Raw genomic sequence first — 17,076 nt, forward strand, 5'->3', positions numbered from 1 at the left:
ACAAGTGGTATGATAACTAATGAAAATAGGATAAAATCTATAATTTTGCCAGTGATTACGCACTGGACATTAATAAATGGGGGAACGCGCATGAGTGCGATTCAAGACAATTTAGCCCAAGCCATTAAAAACAAACACCTCGTTGAGATCTATGCTAAAGGGACCAACGAACAATTTAGTGTTGGCTATGTTATACAACAAGATGAAAAGTTTGTTTTAGTCGAAACCATTAATGTTGACGGTGAGTTAGATGGCCTAGTCGTTTTTCGGAAGGCCACGTTGGCTAAAGTAGTGACTGGTACCGATTATCTAAAGAGTATGGCGACAATCGTTAGTTTAGCGCAACAACGCGGCTATTTCGATGTTTGGAACACCGAGCGGTTAGTCACCAAGTTTTTGAAAAAAGAGTCCAAGCATTCTTTACTCAAAAAACTACTCAAAATGGCCTTCAAGCAAGACCAAGTGATTCAGTTATCTGGTCGTATTAAAAAGCACGGCGACAGTTATACCGGCTTCATTCATAGTGAACATAAAAAATATTTAGAATTCAATTATGTGGATTTGTTTAACTTGGCTAAACGGCCCCAAATTGCTGTTCGTTATGCAGAAATTGACGAAGCAAGCTTGCATAGTTTTGAAACCTTTAATATTACAGCCGTTATTGAGCGCTATATGCCCGGTGACTTCCATTAAAATAAGTTCTAACACACCGAACTGGTTATGGTTCGGTGTGTTTTGGTTTGACCAAGACTCGAAAAGATTAGTTAAAGATTGTTAAGTTTCCATCAGATGAAATATACAAATGGTCAGGGATTCGATACAATAAGACTATTGGTTTATCGGTACTCTGGGGAGGGGCTTAATCATCGTTTATGTCTATTGGTATATCGCAGCAGTTGATCATTGGTATTCGGTCATGCTGGTTTTTATGCTACAAATTTTGATTAATCGAGAATTACGGCAACGGCGTGTTTACCTTGCAGTAGTCTTAATGGCAAGTTTCTTAACCGGACTTTACATGTTATATGATGATTATTCTGATATTGCAACTTTTATAGTCAATTTAGGGCTATTGTGGTTCGTCCGGGATAAAAAATATTTTATTGTGACGAGTTTGACAGCGACACTCGCTTATATTTTATTTAGTTTCTTTGGTAATTTTGCAACCGAAACGATTTTTCATTTATTCCATTTAGGTATTGACCAATGGAGTGGCTGGTTATTTGAAATTGTTGGGGAGGCGATTGTGACGGCCTGTATGTTGGCAGTCGCGGTCAGTTTTCAATTGTTGTATAAGCGCCATGTCAAACAATTTCGCGACGAGGTCATGCTGAATGTTATTATGAGTGCGTTAGTAGTGGCCGCAATTGCTTTCTTTACGATTGCTACGGCAGCGGACAACTATAACATTGGTTCCGGCTTTTTAGGGATATTAATGCTGATTATGATTGCCATTCTGTTAATTAACGGTGGGACCTTTATCTATCTTTTTTACAGTTATACGATGCGGGTACAAGCCCATCGGCAGGCGTTAGAACGGCATCAATATGATATCTATGTTAAAAATCTAGAAAGTAGCTATCAAAATTTACGTAAATTCCGTCATGACTATCAAAATATTTTATTATCATTAGGGGAGTACATCCAAGCAACCGATAGTTCAGAATTAAAACAATATTTTAATCAAGTGGTTGATCGCTCTAAGCAGAGTTTGACGCGTGATTTTGGTCATTTTGATAATTTAGATCGCATTAAAGATAAGTCGTTAAAAGCGATTATTCAAAATAAATTTTCGATAGCCCGGCAGGCGGGCATTCAAGTTCGCTTAGAAGCAACTGATGCGATTACTGATTTAGCCATTGATCCTGTAACATTAGCACGGGTCAGCGGTATTTTATTGGATAATGCGATTGAAGCTGTCACGGGTCAAAGCGGTGGCGAAATCGCCGTGGCAATTGTCAAATACCCAAGGATGGTTGAATTGATTTTCACTAATTCGCTACAAGGCCCGATTAAGCGGTTAGACGAATTATTGGTAGCCGGACATACATCGAAAGGTCAAGGTCATGGTCAGGGACTAGCTACCGTACGAGAATTACTGGATCCCTTAGAAAATGTGACCTTTGAGTTAGGCGCTAGTCAGCGATTCGAATTTGTAATCAGTATTGAAAGTGAGTGAGGGCGCGTGTTAAAAACTTTTGTAGTTGAAGATGATCCGGAGCAATTAGCAACGTTAAAAGCAATCATTGATAATCATATTATGATTAATGATTTTGAAATGTCGTTAGTTTTAGCAACGAATCAGGCGCAAACGTTACTGGACTATCTTGAAAAACAAGGGGCCGTTGAAGGGTTATATTTCTTGGATATTGAGTATCCAGGGCAGGCGTTAAATGGCTTAGGGTTAGCAACTAAGATTCGTGAATTGGATGTTAATGCTAAGATTGTGTTCGTGTCAACGCATTCAGAGATGGCTTTTTTAACATTTGAGCGTCGGATTGAACCGCTAGATTTTATTGTCAAAGATTTAGGACAAGCAACGGTTAAAGAAAAAGTTGAGAAAGATATTCGAATTGCATATGCGCGTTATTTGAAGCAAGGGGTCGTTAGCAAGGCCATGTTTGCTTATTCTAAAGGGGGCCAGTTATTCAATCTACCAGTGAACCAAGTCTTGTTTATTGAAACCGGGCCTAGTCGGAATAAGCTGATCTTGCATCTAGTGGATCGGATCGTGCAATATAATGGCAAAATTAGCGATGAGACGGTGGCACATCCGGAATTATTTCGAGTGCACAAGAGTTTTATTGTTAATCCTGAGCGATTAGTTCGAATTGATAAGCAAGCCCAGTTAGGCTGTTTTGAGAATGGTGAGACGGTGTCAATTTCTTCACGGAAAATGCATGACTTATTAGGCTTAATTAAACAGGCTCAGTTAACCGTTAAACTAGATTAATAACCTTAATGTAACAAAATCGTGCTGCTAATTAAAATAAGAGTGACGTTGGTGCAAGCTATTTCAGGCTTTGCGCCTTTTTTAGTTTTTTGGGGGCGAATCAACTATGATAAACCTATCGAAATAATTAGCCATGGAAGCTAGTTATTAGAGGGGGATATAGAAATGAGGCAATTCTGGTCACTAACATTGATGGTGCTCGCTGGCTGCTTATTAATTCTCGGTTCGGAATATAGTTTGCAGGGTGATGACCACCATTATCGGCATCAAGTCGTGGCCAAGATTGCCTATAATCAGAAGCAGCAACAAACGACGATTACCGGGCGAACCAAACAAGGCGTGATTGTGACGATTCGTAGGGGTAAGCAGGTCCGACAGGTGATTTCGAACAAACAAGATGGTCGGTTTTTAGTCCGACTAGCCGTTAAAGGTCAAAAGCGAGTCGTAGTGCAAGTGAAGGGGCTAAAAGCAGTCGTTTTAACCGTTCCAGTAGCGTCAAAGCGTTAGGTTGATAAGTATTCATGGGGTTGATCCGGAAGGAAACTTGCGGGTCTTTTTTTGCTAAAAAAAACTTAAGCTTCTAGTGGAGCGGTAGGCGGATTACCAGAAATACGGTATGGTTAATGGGACAATAAGAAGGAGTCGTGAAATAACCATGCTAATTGTTGGCATTATTCTGATCGTGGGGCTGATTGGAACGGGCATCTTACGGTTTAAGTGCCACTATCGCTTATCAATGGGCGCTGTTACCGAGACGGCCTTTGCCTGTGCGCTATTAAATATCGGTGTTTTTTTATTTTTTGTCTTATTAGGGCAATTATTTGGGTCAGCTTTAGCGACTAATACCGTGTATCTATTGATTTATCGCGGGTTACAAGGTGGTCTCATTCCATTAGTCGGTATGGCACTGGCTGGGCTAGGCATGTGGCGTGAAAAAGGACTCATGAATTGGTGGCTGTTACAATTCAATTTGTTATTTCTATTTTTTGATGTGTTATTAGTTTGGTCAGCGAGCTGATTTTTTTATAAATGATTAAATCCTTATGATTTTAATAATAAATGGAACCATCAGTAATAATTTTAAAATAATTCTAATATTTTTAGCACCTTTTGGCCTAAAATTCACAATTTCTTCACAATTATATAATAGGATATACATGTACCTAATAATTATACACTTGTCCATTTTACTCCCCCAAAGTGGGTGGGCAAGTAAGTACAATCCCCCATATTGTACTTAAACCTAACTCTTTGGCCCTACTGCCTCGTGCAGTAGAGTCATTTTTTTATGCTGTGCGGCCCCCAAACGGACCCTAATTTTTTTTATCAGTTAAAGTGTCAAATGTGGCAACCGATTTGATTAACAATCTAAATAACATGTATTAAACATATAATTTTCAATATTTAACAAATTAATATTACTAAACTTAGACATGTGAAAGTGTGTAACTCACGGATGACTGCGGTAGAATAAAAATTGAAGAGGTGAGGGTAATGCAAGTGGTTGATCGTGGATTGAGTTGGCTATGGCGAGTGGTAATTATGGTGGGCTTAATTGTTGGGGTAATGGTGCCACCGATGCTATTGAGATTAATTAATGCGCTTAGTCAGCAGTCGGGAACTGAAATTTGGCGGTTGGTCCTAATTGGGGTGTATTTCCTAGTTTATTTGGGCGTCATTAGTCTGGCAACGGTGGTGTACCGGCATTATAGTGGCACTTATCGGCTAAAACGACTACATCATGAGGATGTTGGGTTCGTCTTTGGCGGTTATTTAGCGATTATTTTATCTGAGGGCCTGCTTCAAATGATCAATGTTTTGGTATACCATCAAACGCAGACTCAAAATAATAATGCCATTAAAACGTTAATGAATGGGAGTTCCACTGCAATGTGGCTCATGGCAATCGGGGCAGTTTTTTTAACACCTATCATGGAAGAATTAGTGTTTAGAGGTGCGTTAACAAACTTATTTTTTAAGCAAGAATGGCTAAAAATCGGGCTGAGTGGGCTGGTTTTCGGCAGTTTGCATAGTAGTTCGACTATTCCTAGTTTTTTAATGTATGTGATGATGGGCCTAGTATTAGCTAGTGTTTATCGATTATCGGGCAAGATTCAAAATTCGATTATTATCCATTTCATTATCAATGCCGGCGCAATGGCCTTGATGTTAGGATCGTTGTTGCTTTAAAAAGGGGCGTTGCAACTAGGGCCGGTTCTGGTGTACAAATTGTGATAAAAAAAGTGGGTTTAGGTTTTATCCCAAACTCACGCAATTAATTAAAAGTCGTTGCCAGTATATTTAATCTTTTCGGGATTGGCGTGCTTAATCCGATCGGCCGCAAAGTTGACCGTTTCACGAGTTTCATTGTAAGTCTTTTCATCCATGCCAAGTAATTCCATGCAGTTGTTTACATGTGCAAAAATTTCTGGTTTGGCATCAATGGCCTTAGTTGAAAGTGAAATGTTAACTTGACGTTCATCGTTTTCATCACGATTACGTTCAACCCAGCCTTGGGTTTGCATCCGCTTAAGTAGTGGTGTCAATGTCCCACTATCTAAGTTAACGTGCGAGCCTAGTTCCCGGACAGTCATCGGGCTATTTTCCCAAAGGGCTAACAGGGTGATGTACTGGGGATAGGTAAGCTTGAATGGCGCGAGTGCTTCTGCGTAAAAATGATTAAAGCGTTTGCTCGCAGTATATAAAGCGAAACACAATTGTTCATCAAGTAAAATATTTTTTGTTGGCGTAGCCATTAAACCAACCTCCTTTTTTATATTCTATTATATTGTACGCAATTAATTCGTCAATTGCAAACTATATATTACTTATAGTTATAAAAAAGAAATAAATATATTTTTAAAAGCATTTTGAAGACGACCAGTTGGGATTGCAGGAAGCAAGAATTTCAAGTAAACTTAAGCTAAACAGGAGGTAACGGCATGTTTTTAACAACTGGTGATTTACAACGTTCACATATGATTAAATCAGTCGTATCTGCAACGTCACATTTAATGTTTCAATCTGATAGTATTGATCAATTTGAATTGTTTGATGAGTTAATTGAAAAAGTTAAAAAGGCCTTGATTGAGAAGGCCGAAGCGTTAGACGGCGACGGCCTGATTTATGTTAATTTTAATACTGAAATCGCTCAAATGAGTGTCGCACCACGATTTTTAGTGGTAACCGGGTACGGCACCGTTGTGAAACTCGCTGATTAACGGTGTGAAATGGGTTAAATATAGAAAAAGGTTTATTTTTAAAGCAAGTTTCGCTATAATTAAGACTGTTGCTGAATAACCACTTGCCCCAGTGGCGGAACTGGCAGACGCGCAGCGTTCAGGTCGCTGTATTGGCAACAATGTACAGGTTCGAATCCTGCCTGGGGCATTTTAGAATAAATGAGAACATTTTAAAAAAGTAGCAATCCCGGTAACTCAACGTTTCTCGGGGGTGCTACTTTTTTTATTGCATGAGAAAATGTGATAATAATAAGTTTTTCTGCACATTTTCTGCACACTGTAAGCACTCAGTCACACTAAAACGGCGCTTTTTAGCCGTAAATACCAACATTCTAAAAAATAAGTAGGTTTAAGGCCCAAAGTAGTGTATACTAAACTTTGTTGGTTATTACTAACTAACTTGTTGGCGGTAGTGGCGAAGTGGTTAACGCACCGGATTGTGGTTCCGGCACGCGTGGGTTCGATTCCCACCTACCGCCCTTAAGCTAAAAAAGCTGGTCACCTGATTTTACTCAGGTGACCAGCTTTTTTTGTTAATCGGCTTGTTTAGTTGTGATGACGCCATTAGGATAAACGAAGTAACTTTGCAAAAGATGGCCGCGTTGTCCGGTCGCAGTTAGCGTGTAAGCATCAACTTGATAGTAATGATGGCCTTGCGCATCCGTACTGACAGCAGGGACGGGTTGGAACAAGCGCTGGCTAGGGTTAGCTAATACCTGTTTGACGGCAGCAGCGGCACTAGTCGCGCTGGTAATATGATCATTAGCGGCGGTATATTGTTTGCCAGTACGTTTGGCGGCGCTGGCATCCTGTGTTTGGGCATTAACGGTTGCTTCGGATTGACGATTAGCCGCCGCAATTTGGGCCGTTTTCTTTGCCGTAATGTGTGGCTGCACAGACGCTGCACAACCGCTAAGTAAGCCGGTCAGTGCGATTAAACTGACCCAGCTACTTAAATGACGTGCGAACAAGTTGAACATCTCCATTCATTGGACTTGTGAGAGACTAGGGTAAGGAGCCGTTGTGATGATTTGATAGTCCGCATGAGCCATTATTAAGATACTAATCAGTAAGAGCACGGTTAACAGTAATTTCTTCATTGGTGCGCTCCAATCATTTCCAGTTAGGGACCCAAATAACGCGATCAATTTGGTCCGGCGTCACGCGAATTTGGTCACCGGTATTAGGACCAGCTTCGACCGCTACCATATAAGCAGTCGGATTGCTAAGGACCGTCACGACAGAACCACGTTGACCATTGACGGTGTCCACCAGACTATAGAGTGGCACCTGATTTGTTGCGACGGCCATTTCATATAAAGTAAATTGTAGAAAGTATGATTTTTGACTCGTTTTGATTCGTAATGGCGTATCCGCCGCCCCATAATCGGGGAGGGCGCGATTTTGCGCATTGGGGTCATTCATGTACTGAATTTCGTCAACGGCATCAATTGCCATTTTCCATTGCCCACCAGTTAAACGGGTCTTAGACGATAGCGTCATGACGGAGTTGGCGTAAATATCAATTACATTGAAAGCTTCGTTGACTTGCTTTTTTGGTAAGTAGCCAATCACATAACCATGTTCAGCAATTTTTAACTCGACTCGCACGGAACGTTGGGCACCGTCGACTTCTTCCACCAATTGAATTTCACCAATGTTGGCGTTGGCATCGACGCGATATTTCTTTGCATATAAGTAGTCTGCTTTTAAGCCGGCTTCGTTGTAATTATCATAAGGTTTAAAATAACCCCGTTGACTAGCGTCCGTCAGAGCGGCCTCAAAGTTTTTTTGGTAATAGTCCAGACCAACCACGTAAGAGCGGAAGATGGCCCGTGAATTCGCATCAATCCGGTGATTTTGGGGACTGTTAGCGGTCTGCGTACTTGTTTTGACTAAACTAGTTTTGAAAGCCGTATTTTGTTGTTGCAATTCAGCAATCGTGGTTTCTTGACGCTGAGTTAATAAAGTTTGTCGCACGAGTTTAGTTCGAATCGTTTTTAATAACATCGCCTGATCGCCAGCAGCGTTTTTAACGCGGTGCAAATGGACGCCGATAATCAATAAAGCAATCAATAACACGCAGGCGAGTAGGCCAAAAATGAGCATCAGATAAATTGTCATAAAATTTCACTCCAAGAATAATTGCAAATTAGTTTCAGTATAAATGACTGCGCCGACTAGCGCCAATTTTGCGCCTGAACTTGTCAGTTACTAGTCAAATAGGTTATGATAAGCCATAAATGACTTTTAATTATTACTATTTTATAGGAAATGGCGGCGAACGGCAGTGCGAGCGTTAACAAAAATCTACCGGCGATATCGGTATTTCTGGAAATATGCCTTGTTTGGCTTTATGGGAGCGTTAGTGAACGTCCTGGCCTTTTGGGTCTTACATTCGGTATTGCTAGAACATTATTTGTTTTCTAATACGATTGCTTGGATTTTAGCAACTTTATTCAGCTTTTTTACGAATAAAGCCGTCGTGTTCCAATCAAAATCTAAAAATTTTTGGCAGGGATGTCGTGAGTTTATTAGTTTCATGTTGACCCGCGGGTTATCCTACCTATTTGATACATTGCTAATGTTTGTTGGGATTTCAGTTTTATTCTGGGGGCCCATGTTAGTAAAAATTATTGATCAGCTATTAGTGGGGCTGTTCAATTACGGCACATCACGCTTGATTTTTATGGAACATAATCAAAAAATGCGTATTCGTCAGCAATTGATGAAACGGCTCAATAATCGCAACGAGTAGTGTTTAGGCATCGGTCCAGACACTTTTTTTACCCACCCAAATCAGGTTTAAATCACTTGACCAGTTAGTAGCCAATGTAATCCGACACCACAAATTAGGGTTAAAAGTAGGCCACTAACTAAGACTATAATCAATTGGCGGGAGAGGTGACTTTCTTGTTTACGCGCAAAGGCGACCTCAATTAAGCCGATTGAACCAATCCCCAAGGCGGATTTTAACAAAGTTAAGAACCAAGCTTGGCCGACCGTTTTAGTTGCTAAGTAGACGCCACTAATGATTAATAATAAGTAGCCCAATCGACTTAAGATTAAATAACGATTGGCTAATTTAACGGAATGTCGTGTAAGTCCTAGGCTAACCATGATGACTAACCAGAGCCAACTTAATAAATGAATCCATAAAAACATCTTAACGCCTCCAATCAACCTAACATGTCTAATTTTAGCATGAAAGTGTTGTTCGGAGGCGTTAAGATTTTATTTGGTTACCGTTAGATTTTTTTGTTGCACATAATTGACTAACTTAATGATTGTTTTGAACCGATTAAAAGGTGTCACGAGGTGTACCCCGTTAAATTCAGTACAGATGCCATCAATTAATTCTTTAGCAATTTGGAGGCCAACCGCGGCTTCGTTACCAGCGAGTTCCGCTTGGGCCATCCGCTCGCGAACCGATGTTGGTAAGCGGATACCATGGACTTCATGATGTAAAAATTCAGCGTTTCGTTTTGAAACTAACGGCATTACCCCAATAAAAACGGGAATGTTCAAGTGACTGGCCTGTAAAGCCACTGCCAAGTCATGAACTTTTTCCAAATCAAAGACGGGTTGGGTAATGAGATAGTCGCAGCCGTAAGCCATCTTGCGCTCGATTGACTTGGTCGAAACGTTGGTTCGAAATGCATTCGGATTAAAAGCGCCAGCTACGCGGAAGTCGGTGGCCTGTTTGAGTGAGTTCCCAGTGGGGCCAATCCCACTATTGAACTGCTTAATGAGTTTCATCAGCTCCACGGAACGGACATCGCCAACTGAGGTGGCACCTGGAAAGTCACCTAATTTAGCCGGATCGCCGGTTACGGCTAAGATATCTTCGATGCCTAAACTGTGTAACCCCATGATTTCAGATTGCAGTCCAATTAGATTTTGGTCCCGCGTCGTCAAATGGACAATCGGCGTGATGCCGTAGTTGAGCTTGAGTTGCGCAGCAATCATAGTATTAGCGATGCGGACACTTGCCAGCGAATTATCAGATAAGGTGATGCCATCCACGCCCGCCGCCTTCAACCGTTGGGCTCCTTTGAAAAAACGCGCAGTCGCAAAGTCCTTCGGCGGATCAAGTTCCACTAAAACGGTTTTTTGTTGAGCGACCTTTTTTAAGAAAGGATGGTGACCGACAGTGGGGGTCAGTGGCGTCGCAATGGGTGGAACGCTTTGATTGGAATGGGGGACGATGGTACGACTAACCAGACCGCGCACTAATGCGGCCGTGTGTAAGGGGGTGGTCCCGCAACAGCCACCAATTAAGTTCAAGCCTAGTTGGCGGAAGCGCTCCGCATATTCTTCAAAATAACTGGGCTCGCCATCATAGACCACCTGTCCGGCTTGATTGGTACCAGGTAGGCCGGAATTGGGATAGACAGCCAATTGGACATTAGCTGGAATGGGCAGGTTTTCAAATGATTGCGCTAGATAGTAAGGGCCTAACCGACAATTAGTCCCGACAACTGCGGCCCCAGCGGCTGCTAGTTGAATGACCGCATCGGCAAAAGTGGTGCCATCACGTAAGACGCCTGGCGCTAACATTGAAACATTCGTGATGACCGGAAGTGTCGTGTGAGCAGTGACGATTTTTAAAGCCGTCAATAATTCTGGTAAATCATAGTAAGTTTCTAATAAAATGCCATCTAAGGCTTTTGTCGCTAATAATGCATTTAATTGTTCCGTTAAACTAGCAGTGATTGCAGCTGGCGTCGCTTGTTGAACGGTCTGGTCGGTGTCCCCAGCGAGGCCGCCTAGAGTTCCTAATAAATAGACCGGATGATCCGCTGCTTGTTGGGCCGTTACCGCTAATTTAACGGCTGCTTGGTTAATCGCAACGACTTGGTCTTGTAAGTCATACCGTGTTAATTTTAAGCGATTGGCTGCGTAAGTATTGGTCTGAATCACATCAGCACCAGCATTAATGTAAGCTTGGTGAACCCGTAAGATCGTATCCGGATGGGTTAAATTCAGATTTTCAAAGGCGGATGAGAGCCCATAATTGCCGTACAGTAAAGTTCCCATTGCCCCATCTGCAACCAAAACGCGTTGTTTTAAAGCTTGTCGTAAGTTCATTTTGACCACTCCTTATTGCACTGATGTCGGCAGTGCCGCGCGAATCGCATTGCGGGCCGCAACCATGTTTTTCAGAGCTGCGACTGTTTCGGGCGCTTGCCGGGTTTTAAGCCCACAATCAGGATTAATCCAAAATTGATGCACATCAATCACTCGTAGCGCCCGTTGAATATTGGATTCAATTTCGGCCACACTCGGGACTCGGGGACTATGGATATCGTAGACGCCTAACCCGATTGCTTGGTTATAACCGGTCTGTTCAAAGGCACTAATCAATTCGCCATGACTACGAGCAGTTTCAATTGAAATGACGTCAGCGTCGAGCGCTTTAATTGTCTCAATGATGTCTGCAAAATTGGAATAGCACATGTGGGTATGAATTTGCGTCTCATTGGCAACGCCAGTCGTCGTAATTTTAAATGAATAAACGGCTTCTTGCAGATAGGCTTGCCAATGACGCCGTTTGAGTGGTAACCCTTCTCGGAGTGCTGGTTCGTCGACTTGAATCAGTTTAATGCCAGCTTTTTCTAGATTTTGAACTTCTTGACGTAAGGCTAAAGCAATTTGATTTTGAACTTGTGCTTTCGGTAAGTCATCACGGACAAAACTCCAATTAATAATCGTCAGGGGGGCTGTCAGCATGCCTTTCACCGGTTTATCCGTGAGACTTTGCGCATAAACGGAGGCCGCAACTGTGATGGGCTTAGTATAGGCAACGTCGCCAAAGATAATCGGTGGTCGCACGGCCCGGGATCCATAGGACTGGACCCAGCCATTTTGAGTTGCATAAAATCCCGTTAATTGTTGCCCAAAATATTCCACCATGTCCGTTCGCTCAAATTCACCATGGACCAAGACATCTAAGCCCAGCTCAGTCTGTAATTGAATCCAGTGCTTAGTTTCGTCCTTTAGAAAGGCATGGTAGTCGGCGTCACTAAGTTTGCCTCGTCGCCAAGCAGCTCGTTTTTCACGGACTTGGGCACTTTGTGGAAAGCTACCAATCGTTGTGGTTGGTAGTAAGGGGAGCTTGAGCCGAGTTTGTTGTAATTGCCGCCGAACGGCAAAGGGCGCTTGACGTTCAAAGGTTTGTTGCGATAGTTGTGCTTCAGCCGTACGAACCGTCTGATTATTTCGATGACTGGAGGCGTTTAGGGCTTGCAAGGCAGCTTGGTTTTGATCAAAGGCGGTTTGGACAGCCTGAATCCCGTGATTAGCAGCTGTCGTTAACGTGCTCAATTCTTGTAACTTCTGGTCAGCAAATGCCAAACCATGCCGTAAGACGGGATCAGCTTGTGGTTCATTAGCGGTGGTGATGGGGACGTGAAGCAATGAATTGGCCGGTTGTAACCATAAGTGATCTGTTGGCACTAAGTTCTGTAGCGTCTGGACTAAGTCGAATTTTTGATGTAAATCACTGGCCCAAACGTTGTGGCCGTCAATAATGCCCGCAGCTAAAATTTTATTGCTGGGGAAGCCGGTGGTTTTGAGGTGAGCGAGATTTTCACCATGGTCATGCACAAGGTCTAAACCGATGGCTTGGACTGGCAATTGTACCACTTGATCATACAAATCCAAGCTGTCAAAGTAAGTCTGCAATTCAATATTCAAAGTTGGTACAGCCTGATGTAAGGCGGTTAAGGCCGTTTGATACGGGACCAATTCAGCCGGAGTGGTTATTTGCACTAAGGTCGGTTCATCTAATTGAATCCAGTGGGCGCCGGCAGCGGCTAACTCTTGGCAGACTTGCGTGTATAACGGTAATAGCTGTGGTAACAAGGCTGTGATTGCGGCAGCATCTAGGGATTGGCCGTGGCGTTTACCCAGTTTTAAGAATGAAACTGGGCCTAAAATTACTGGTTTGCCATCAATGCCAAGTTCGGTTTTAGCTTCTTGGTAGTAGCGTAACCAACGATTGTCGAGTAATTTAAACTGAACGTCATCGAATTCTGGCACGATGTAATGGTAGTTAATGTTGAACCATTTTGTCATTTCAGCGGCGACAGCGGTATCGGTACCGCGGGCAATTGCATAGTAATCAGTTAAGCTTAAACGGTGCGTGAATTTTCCAAAACGTTTGGGGATGGCACCAAAGGCGGCCAACGTATCTAAAACATGGTCATAGTCCGAGTTATCAGCCACAGGAATGTAAGTCACGCCCAAGGCTTGTTGTTTCTTTAAATTGATTAAGCGTAATTTTTTTGCCGTTGCGTGAAATTCTGGCGCAGCTAAACGTTGTTGCCAAAAGTGTTCCAATAAATGTTTCCATTCTCGATGTTCACCTAAACGAGGATACCCCAAATTACTACTGATTACTGTCATCTTGACCACTCCTTTAATCTAATTAAATATAAAAAAACGGTAACCACGTCGCAAAAGGACGAAGTTACCGTTCGTGGTACCACCTTAATTCATCAATATCTCATGATATTGATCTTATCCCGTACATATCATACGGTAGCGGGTTAACAGTGGCTGGCTGTCATCACTTGGCAAAAAGCTCAGTGGTGCCGTTTAGAGGCCATTTTCGTTGCGTCGTTGCCTGGCTTGGTTTGCACTAATCCAAGCTCACTGTTCAGGACTGCTCAATTACTTTCCTCATCAAGACGTTGTTATTTTTAGGTTGACTAGAAAATACCACCTAAATTAGGCGAAGTCAAATTAAATCTTAACCGTTTAGCCATTTTTATCATCGTAATGTCATCGTGTAGTTGAGTATTTGCGCGATTGACAAGCTTTTTTTTACTTTCTAGATAGTTAAGGTCAATCATTAACCAAACTGGCAAATTCAAAATTGACTGATGTCGGGGGACTAAGTTAGTAATTGTCCATTAATGATGCGGGTGGCTAACCCCATTTTTTCGAGCGACCGTACGTTGACAAACGATGGGTAGTCATAAATTAGTCATATTATTTTCGAGATATGGTTATAGCTTTAAACAAAGTTATTGCTAGGATATTGATTGAGCCCACTTAAGCAATTTAAAAAAATAAAAAATTAGGATGATCAAAATGACGAAAAGTATTTTACAACGACTATTTGCAAAACATCAAACCAAAAAAGCGGTGCTGATTTTAGGTAGTGGTCGTTCTGGCACGTCGGTTTTGACCAAATGCATTAACTTGATGGGTGTTTCATTAGGAACCGATAATTTATTAGCACCAAGCAAGAAGATTAATCCGAAAGGTTATTTTGAGAATAAGGATATTATCAAGATTCACAAGTCATTAGGTGGTAAGTTGCGTTATCGGCCGGCTTTTGAAGGGTACTATGACAGCCCGAAAATCAAACGAGACCGGCAAGACCTAACGCATTACCTCACTAATTTTTTTGAAAATGAGTCTTATTTGGCAATTAAGGACCCCCGCATGAATGATTACATCGAATTATGGCAGCAAGTGTTGGCTGAGATTGACGTTCAACCGGCTGAAATTATTTTATTGCGTAATCCGATGGACGTTGTTAGTTCCAACGAACGCGCTTGGCATCGTGATACGACGTTGGCGATGCGACAATGGCAGGTACGGACGCTATTATCATTACGCGATACGCATGATCAAAATCGAATTTTAGTCACGTATGAAGAGTTGTTTAACCAACCTTTAGCAACTTTGCGTCGCATTGCTAATAAGCTAGGCCTACCTTGGCCAGCCGATGAAACAGTGTTGAGTACAGAAATCAATAATTTTATTGACCCAGATTTGCAGAAGAGTGATAGTGGTGAAACTTTGGCTGACTTTGAAGCCCGCACCGATGTTGCGCCGGATGTTAAGGCGCTGTATTTGCTAGGTCGACAAGCTGCTAGCGATGAAAATTTCTTTGAATCGGCAGATTTTTCTCACCAGATTGAGACGCTAACGACGACTTATCTGACGACTTATGGTGCCTTATACCGTGATTTTAATGCCAAAATTACGCATAAAACATTCTTTGTTTTTGGCAATCATCAAGCTGAAATCAATCAAGTTAATGCGCAATTGATTAACCATGGCGTGGTTATGGAGAATGATCAGACCGCTGATAGTCATGATGATGTCGTTGCCCTTAATCAGTCATTAAAGGCCGGTGTGGCTGACATTAAGACGTATACTAAGGATTTTTCTTTAGTTGAACGGAAAGAGAATTTGAACAATTATTTACGACGTAATGCCAAGCACACGGCACTGTGGGGCATTGGTGATGCTGCGATGATGGCGGTACCCGAAATGATTGCCACAGTCAGTGCTGAGATTGGTGCTGATACGCATAATGTCGTGATTGCTGAAGACTATATGGCAATTGAGAATCAAGAGCAACTACAAACAGCGTTGCAGGGTTTAATCCGGACGGTCCAAGCAGTTCAACAACGACCCTATTTAGTGGTACTAGCTGAGGAGTTGGAGAGTGAAGCGACGGTAAAGCAGATGCAAACGTTTGTCAATACCGTAGAAGTGGATCAACCGGAGGTACTGGCAACTAGCAAGCCCATGACGTTGAAAACACCGCTTGATTGGCAAAAAGTGGCCGAAAATGTAACTCGTTTATGTGAAGTTGCTAGTCAAGGCAGCACGGGTCAGGCCGAATTAAACCAATTTATTGATGTGAATGCAACTAAAATTTTAAAACAGATAGGTGATAAATAATGGAAAAAGTATATGGTATTACCCCTCATGGTGGCCAATTAATTAATTTGGAAGACTATTCAGCTACTGCTCAAGCTGAGGCAGCTAAGTTGCCTAGCTTAACGATCAATGCTTGGAATTTATCTGACTTAGAACTAATCGGAATTGGCGGTTTCAGCCCGTTGACTGGCTTTATGACTAGTGATGATTACCATGCCGTGGTGAACACGATGCATTTAAATAATGGCGTTATCTGGAGTGTTCCCATCACGTTGCCAGTTTCAAAAGCAGTTGCTGCAACAATTGAATTAAATCAAAAAATTGCCTTAAAAACTGCTGATGGCACCATTTATGGCACGCTCTTAGTTGAAGATAAATATGTACCAGATAAGCAACTTGAAGCACAGAATGTGTATGGGACCACTGAAGTTGCCCATCCTGGGGTTAAACGATTATTTGAAAATGGCGATGTGTATCTAGGCGGTGCTGTTAAGCTACTTAAAAAGCCAACCCATGGCGATTTTGCCGACTATTACATGGCACCAATTGAAACTCGAAAAATGTTTCATGATTTAGGATGGCAGACTATCGTTGGCTTCCAAACCCGGAATCCGATTCATCGAGCCCATGAATATATTCAAAAATTAGCCTTAGAAAATGTTGACGGCTTATTCCTCAATCCATTAGTTGGCGAAACGAAGGCAGATGATATCCCGGCGGATGTTCGAATGGAAAGTTATAAAACCATTTTGAAGTATTATTATCCGACTGATCGGGTCCGGTTAGTTATTTATCCCGCTGCCATGCGGTATGCCGGGCCTAAAGAAGCTATTTTGCATGCAATTGTACGTAAAAATTATGGCTGTACCGACTTTATTGTAGGCCGTGATCATGCTGGGGTGGGCGACTATTACGGTACTTATGAAGCACAGGAATTGATTGCGACTGTCGAAGATGAAATGGATATGCATTTCTTCAAGTTTGATAATTCTTTCTATTGCCAGAAATGTGGTTCAATGGCGACCAGCAAAACTTGCCCGCATGATGATGCCGATCATGTTTCATTAAGTGGTACTAAAGTACGGAAGATGCTGAGTGATGGCGTTGTACCACCGAAAGAGGTCTCTCGTCCAGAAGTGGCCCAAGTCTTAATTGATGGTTTGAAGCGTAAACGCGAAATGGAGGTCTAAG

Annotated in this window: 16 protein-coding genes, 2 tRNA genes and 1 other annotated feature; of the genes, 12 read left to right on the forward strand and 6 right to left on the reverse strand. The window is 42.2% G+C overall.

From position 1 onward, the window contains the following. Positions 1-90: 90 nt before the first annotated feature. The 6 genes from C5Z25_RS11360 to C5Z25_RS11385 all read left to right on the forward strand — a co-directional run bounded on the left by C5Z25_RS11360 (position 91) and on the right by C5Z25_RS11385 (position 5,143). On the forward strand, positions 91-693 hold the full coding sequence (locus C5Z25_RS11360; protein WP_105452674.1) for a hypothetical protein: 603 nt from the start codon (positions 91-93) through the stop codon (positions 691-693). Positions 694-928: 235 nt separating this feature from the next. After that, complete coding sequence (locus C5Z25_RS11365; protein WP_234002743.1) at positions 929-2,179, forward strand: sensor histidine kinase; 1,251 nt, start codon at positions 929-931, stop codon at positions 2,177-2,179. 6 nt (positions 2,180-2,185) lie between these two features. Beyond that, positions 2,186-2,953, forward strand: a complete 768-nt coding sequence (locus tag C5Z25_RS11370) for a LytR/AlgR family response regulator transcription factor (RefSeq protein WP_105452676.1) — start codon at positions 2,186-2,188, stop codon at positions 2,951-2,953. A gap of 165 nt (positions 2,954-3,118) precedes the next feature. Further along, positions 3,119-3,460 (forward strand): hypothetical protein, encoded by a 342-nt coding sequence (locus C5Z25_RS11375; protein WP_105452677.1) that lies wholly within the window; start codon positions 3,119-3,121, stop codon positions 3,458-3,460. A gap of 148 nt (positions 3,461-3,608) precedes the next feature. Further along, positions 3,609-3,971, forward strand: coding sequence for a hypothetical protein (locus C5Z25_RS11380; protein WP_105452678.1), 363 nt, complete (start codon positions 3,609-3,611; stop codon positions 3,969-3,971). Between the two features lie 476 nt (positions 3,972-4,447). Then, positions 4,448-5,143, forward strand: coding sequence for a CPBP family intramembrane glutamic endopeptidase (locus C5Z25_RS11385; RefSeq protein ID WP_105452679.1), 696 nt, complete (start codon positions 4,448-4,450; stop codon positions 5,141-5,143). Between the two features lie 89 nt (positions 5,144-5,232). Here the strand turns inward: C5Z25_RS11385 and C5Z25_RS11390 are convergent, their stop codons facing one another. Further along, complete coding sequence (locus C5Z25_RS11390; RefSeq protein WP_105452680.1) at positions 5,233-5,709, reverse strand: MarR family winged helix-turn-helix transcriptional regulator; 477 nt, start codon at positions 5,707-5,709, stop codon at positions 5,233-5,235. A gap of 186 nt (positions 5,710-5,895) precedes the next feature. Between C5Z25_RS11390 and C5Z25_RS11395 the strand changes: the two genes are divergently transcribed. From C5Z25_RS11395 to C5Z25_RS11405, 3 genes are all read left to right on the forward strand, one after another. Beyond that, complete coding sequence (locus tag C5Z25_RS11395) at positions 5,896-6,174, forward strand: hypothetical protein (RefSeq protein ID WP_105452681.1); 279 nt, start codon at positions 5,896-5,898, stop codon at positions 6,172-6,174. Positions 6,175-6,259: 85 nt separating this feature from the next. Then, positions 6,260-6,343: transfer RNA gene (locus tag C5Z25_RS11400), tRNA-Leu, on the forward strand. A 258-nt stretch (positions 6,344-6,601) separates the two neighbouring features. Beyond that, positions 6,602-6,674, forward strand: a tRNA-His gene (locus C5Z25_RS11405). Between the two features lie 54 nt (positions 6,675-6,728). Here C5Z25_RS11405 and C5Z25_RS11410 read toward each other — a convergent pair. Next, positions 6,729-7,166 (reverse strand): hypothetical protein, encoded by a 438-nt coding sequence (locus C5Z25_RS11410; RefSeq protein ID WP_234002744.1) that lies wholly within the window; start codon positions 7,164-7,166, stop codon positions 6,729-6,731. A 142-nt stretch (positions 7,167-7,308) separates the two neighbouring features. Further along, on the reverse strand, positions 7,309-8,319 hold the full coding sequence (locus C5Z25_RS11415; RefSeq protein ID WP_105452682.1) for a hypothetical protein: 1,011 nt from the start codon (positions 8,317-8,319) through the stop codon (positions 7,309-7,311). A gap of 166 nt (positions 8,320-8,485) precedes the next feature. Between C5Z25_RS11415 and C5Z25_RS11420 the strand changes: the two genes are divergently transcribed. Next, entirely contained in the window at positions 8,486-8,953 is a 468-nt protein-coding gene (locus tag C5Z25_RS11420; RefSeq protein ID WP_105452683.1) for a GtrA family protein, read from the forward strand. A 47-nt stretch (positions 8,954-9,000) separates the two neighbouring features. On the opposite strand, the gene C5Z25_RS11425 is transcribed toward C5Z25_RS11420, so the two are convergent. From C5Z25_RS11425 to metE, 3 genes are all read right to left on the reverse strand, one after another. After that, positions 9,001-9,360, reverse strand: a complete 360-nt coding sequence (locus tag C5Z25_RS11425; RefSeq protein WP_105452684.1) for a DUF1516 family protein — start codon at positions 9,358-9,360, stop codon at positions 9,001-9,003. Between the two features lie 69 nt (positions 9,361-9,429). Beyond that, complete coding sequence (locus C5Z25_RS11430) at positions 9,430-11,286, reverse strand: bifunctional homocysteine S-methyltransferase/methylenetetrahydrofolate reductase (protein WP_105452685.1); 1,857 nt, start codon at positions 11,284-11,286, stop codon at positions 9,430-9,432. Positions 11,287-11,298: 12 nt separating this feature from the next. Then, positions 11,299-13,605, reverse strand: coding sequence for a 5-methyltetrahydropteroyltriglutamate--homocysteine S-methyltransferase (gene metE, locus C5Z25_RS11435; protein ID WP_105452686.1), 2,307 nt, complete (start codon positions 13,603-13,605; stop codon positions 11,299-11,301). A 51-nt stretch (positions 13,606-13,656) separates the two neighbouring features. After that, positions 13,657-13,897, reverse strand: a binding site (T-box leader). A gap of 398 nt (positions 13,898-14,295) precedes the next feature. Here metE and C5Z25_RS11440 point away from each other — a divergent pair. Both C5Z25_RS11440 and sat read left to right on the forward strand, forming a co-directional pair. Continuing rightward, on the forward strand, positions 14,296-15,906 hold the full coding sequence (locus C5Z25_RS11440; RefSeq protein WP_105452687.1) for a sulfotransferase family protein: 1,611 nt from the start codon (positions 14,296-14,298) through the stop codon (positions 15,904-15,906). After that, positions 15,906-17,075 (forward strand): sulfate adenylyltransferase, encoded by a 1,170-nt coding sequence (gene sat / locus C5Z25_RS11445; RefSeq protein ID WP_105452688.1) that lies wholly within the window; start codon positions 15,906-15,908, stop codon positions 17,073-17,075. Before C5Z25_RS11440 ends, sat begins: the two co-directional genes overlap by 1 nt. The last annotated feature ends 1 nt before the right edge of the window (position 17,076 follow it).

It is taken from the genome of Lactobacillus sp. CBA3605, from assembly GCF_002970915.1.
Classification (GTDB): Bacteria; Bacillota; Bacilli; order Lactobacillales; family Lactobacillaceae; genus Lactiplantibacillus.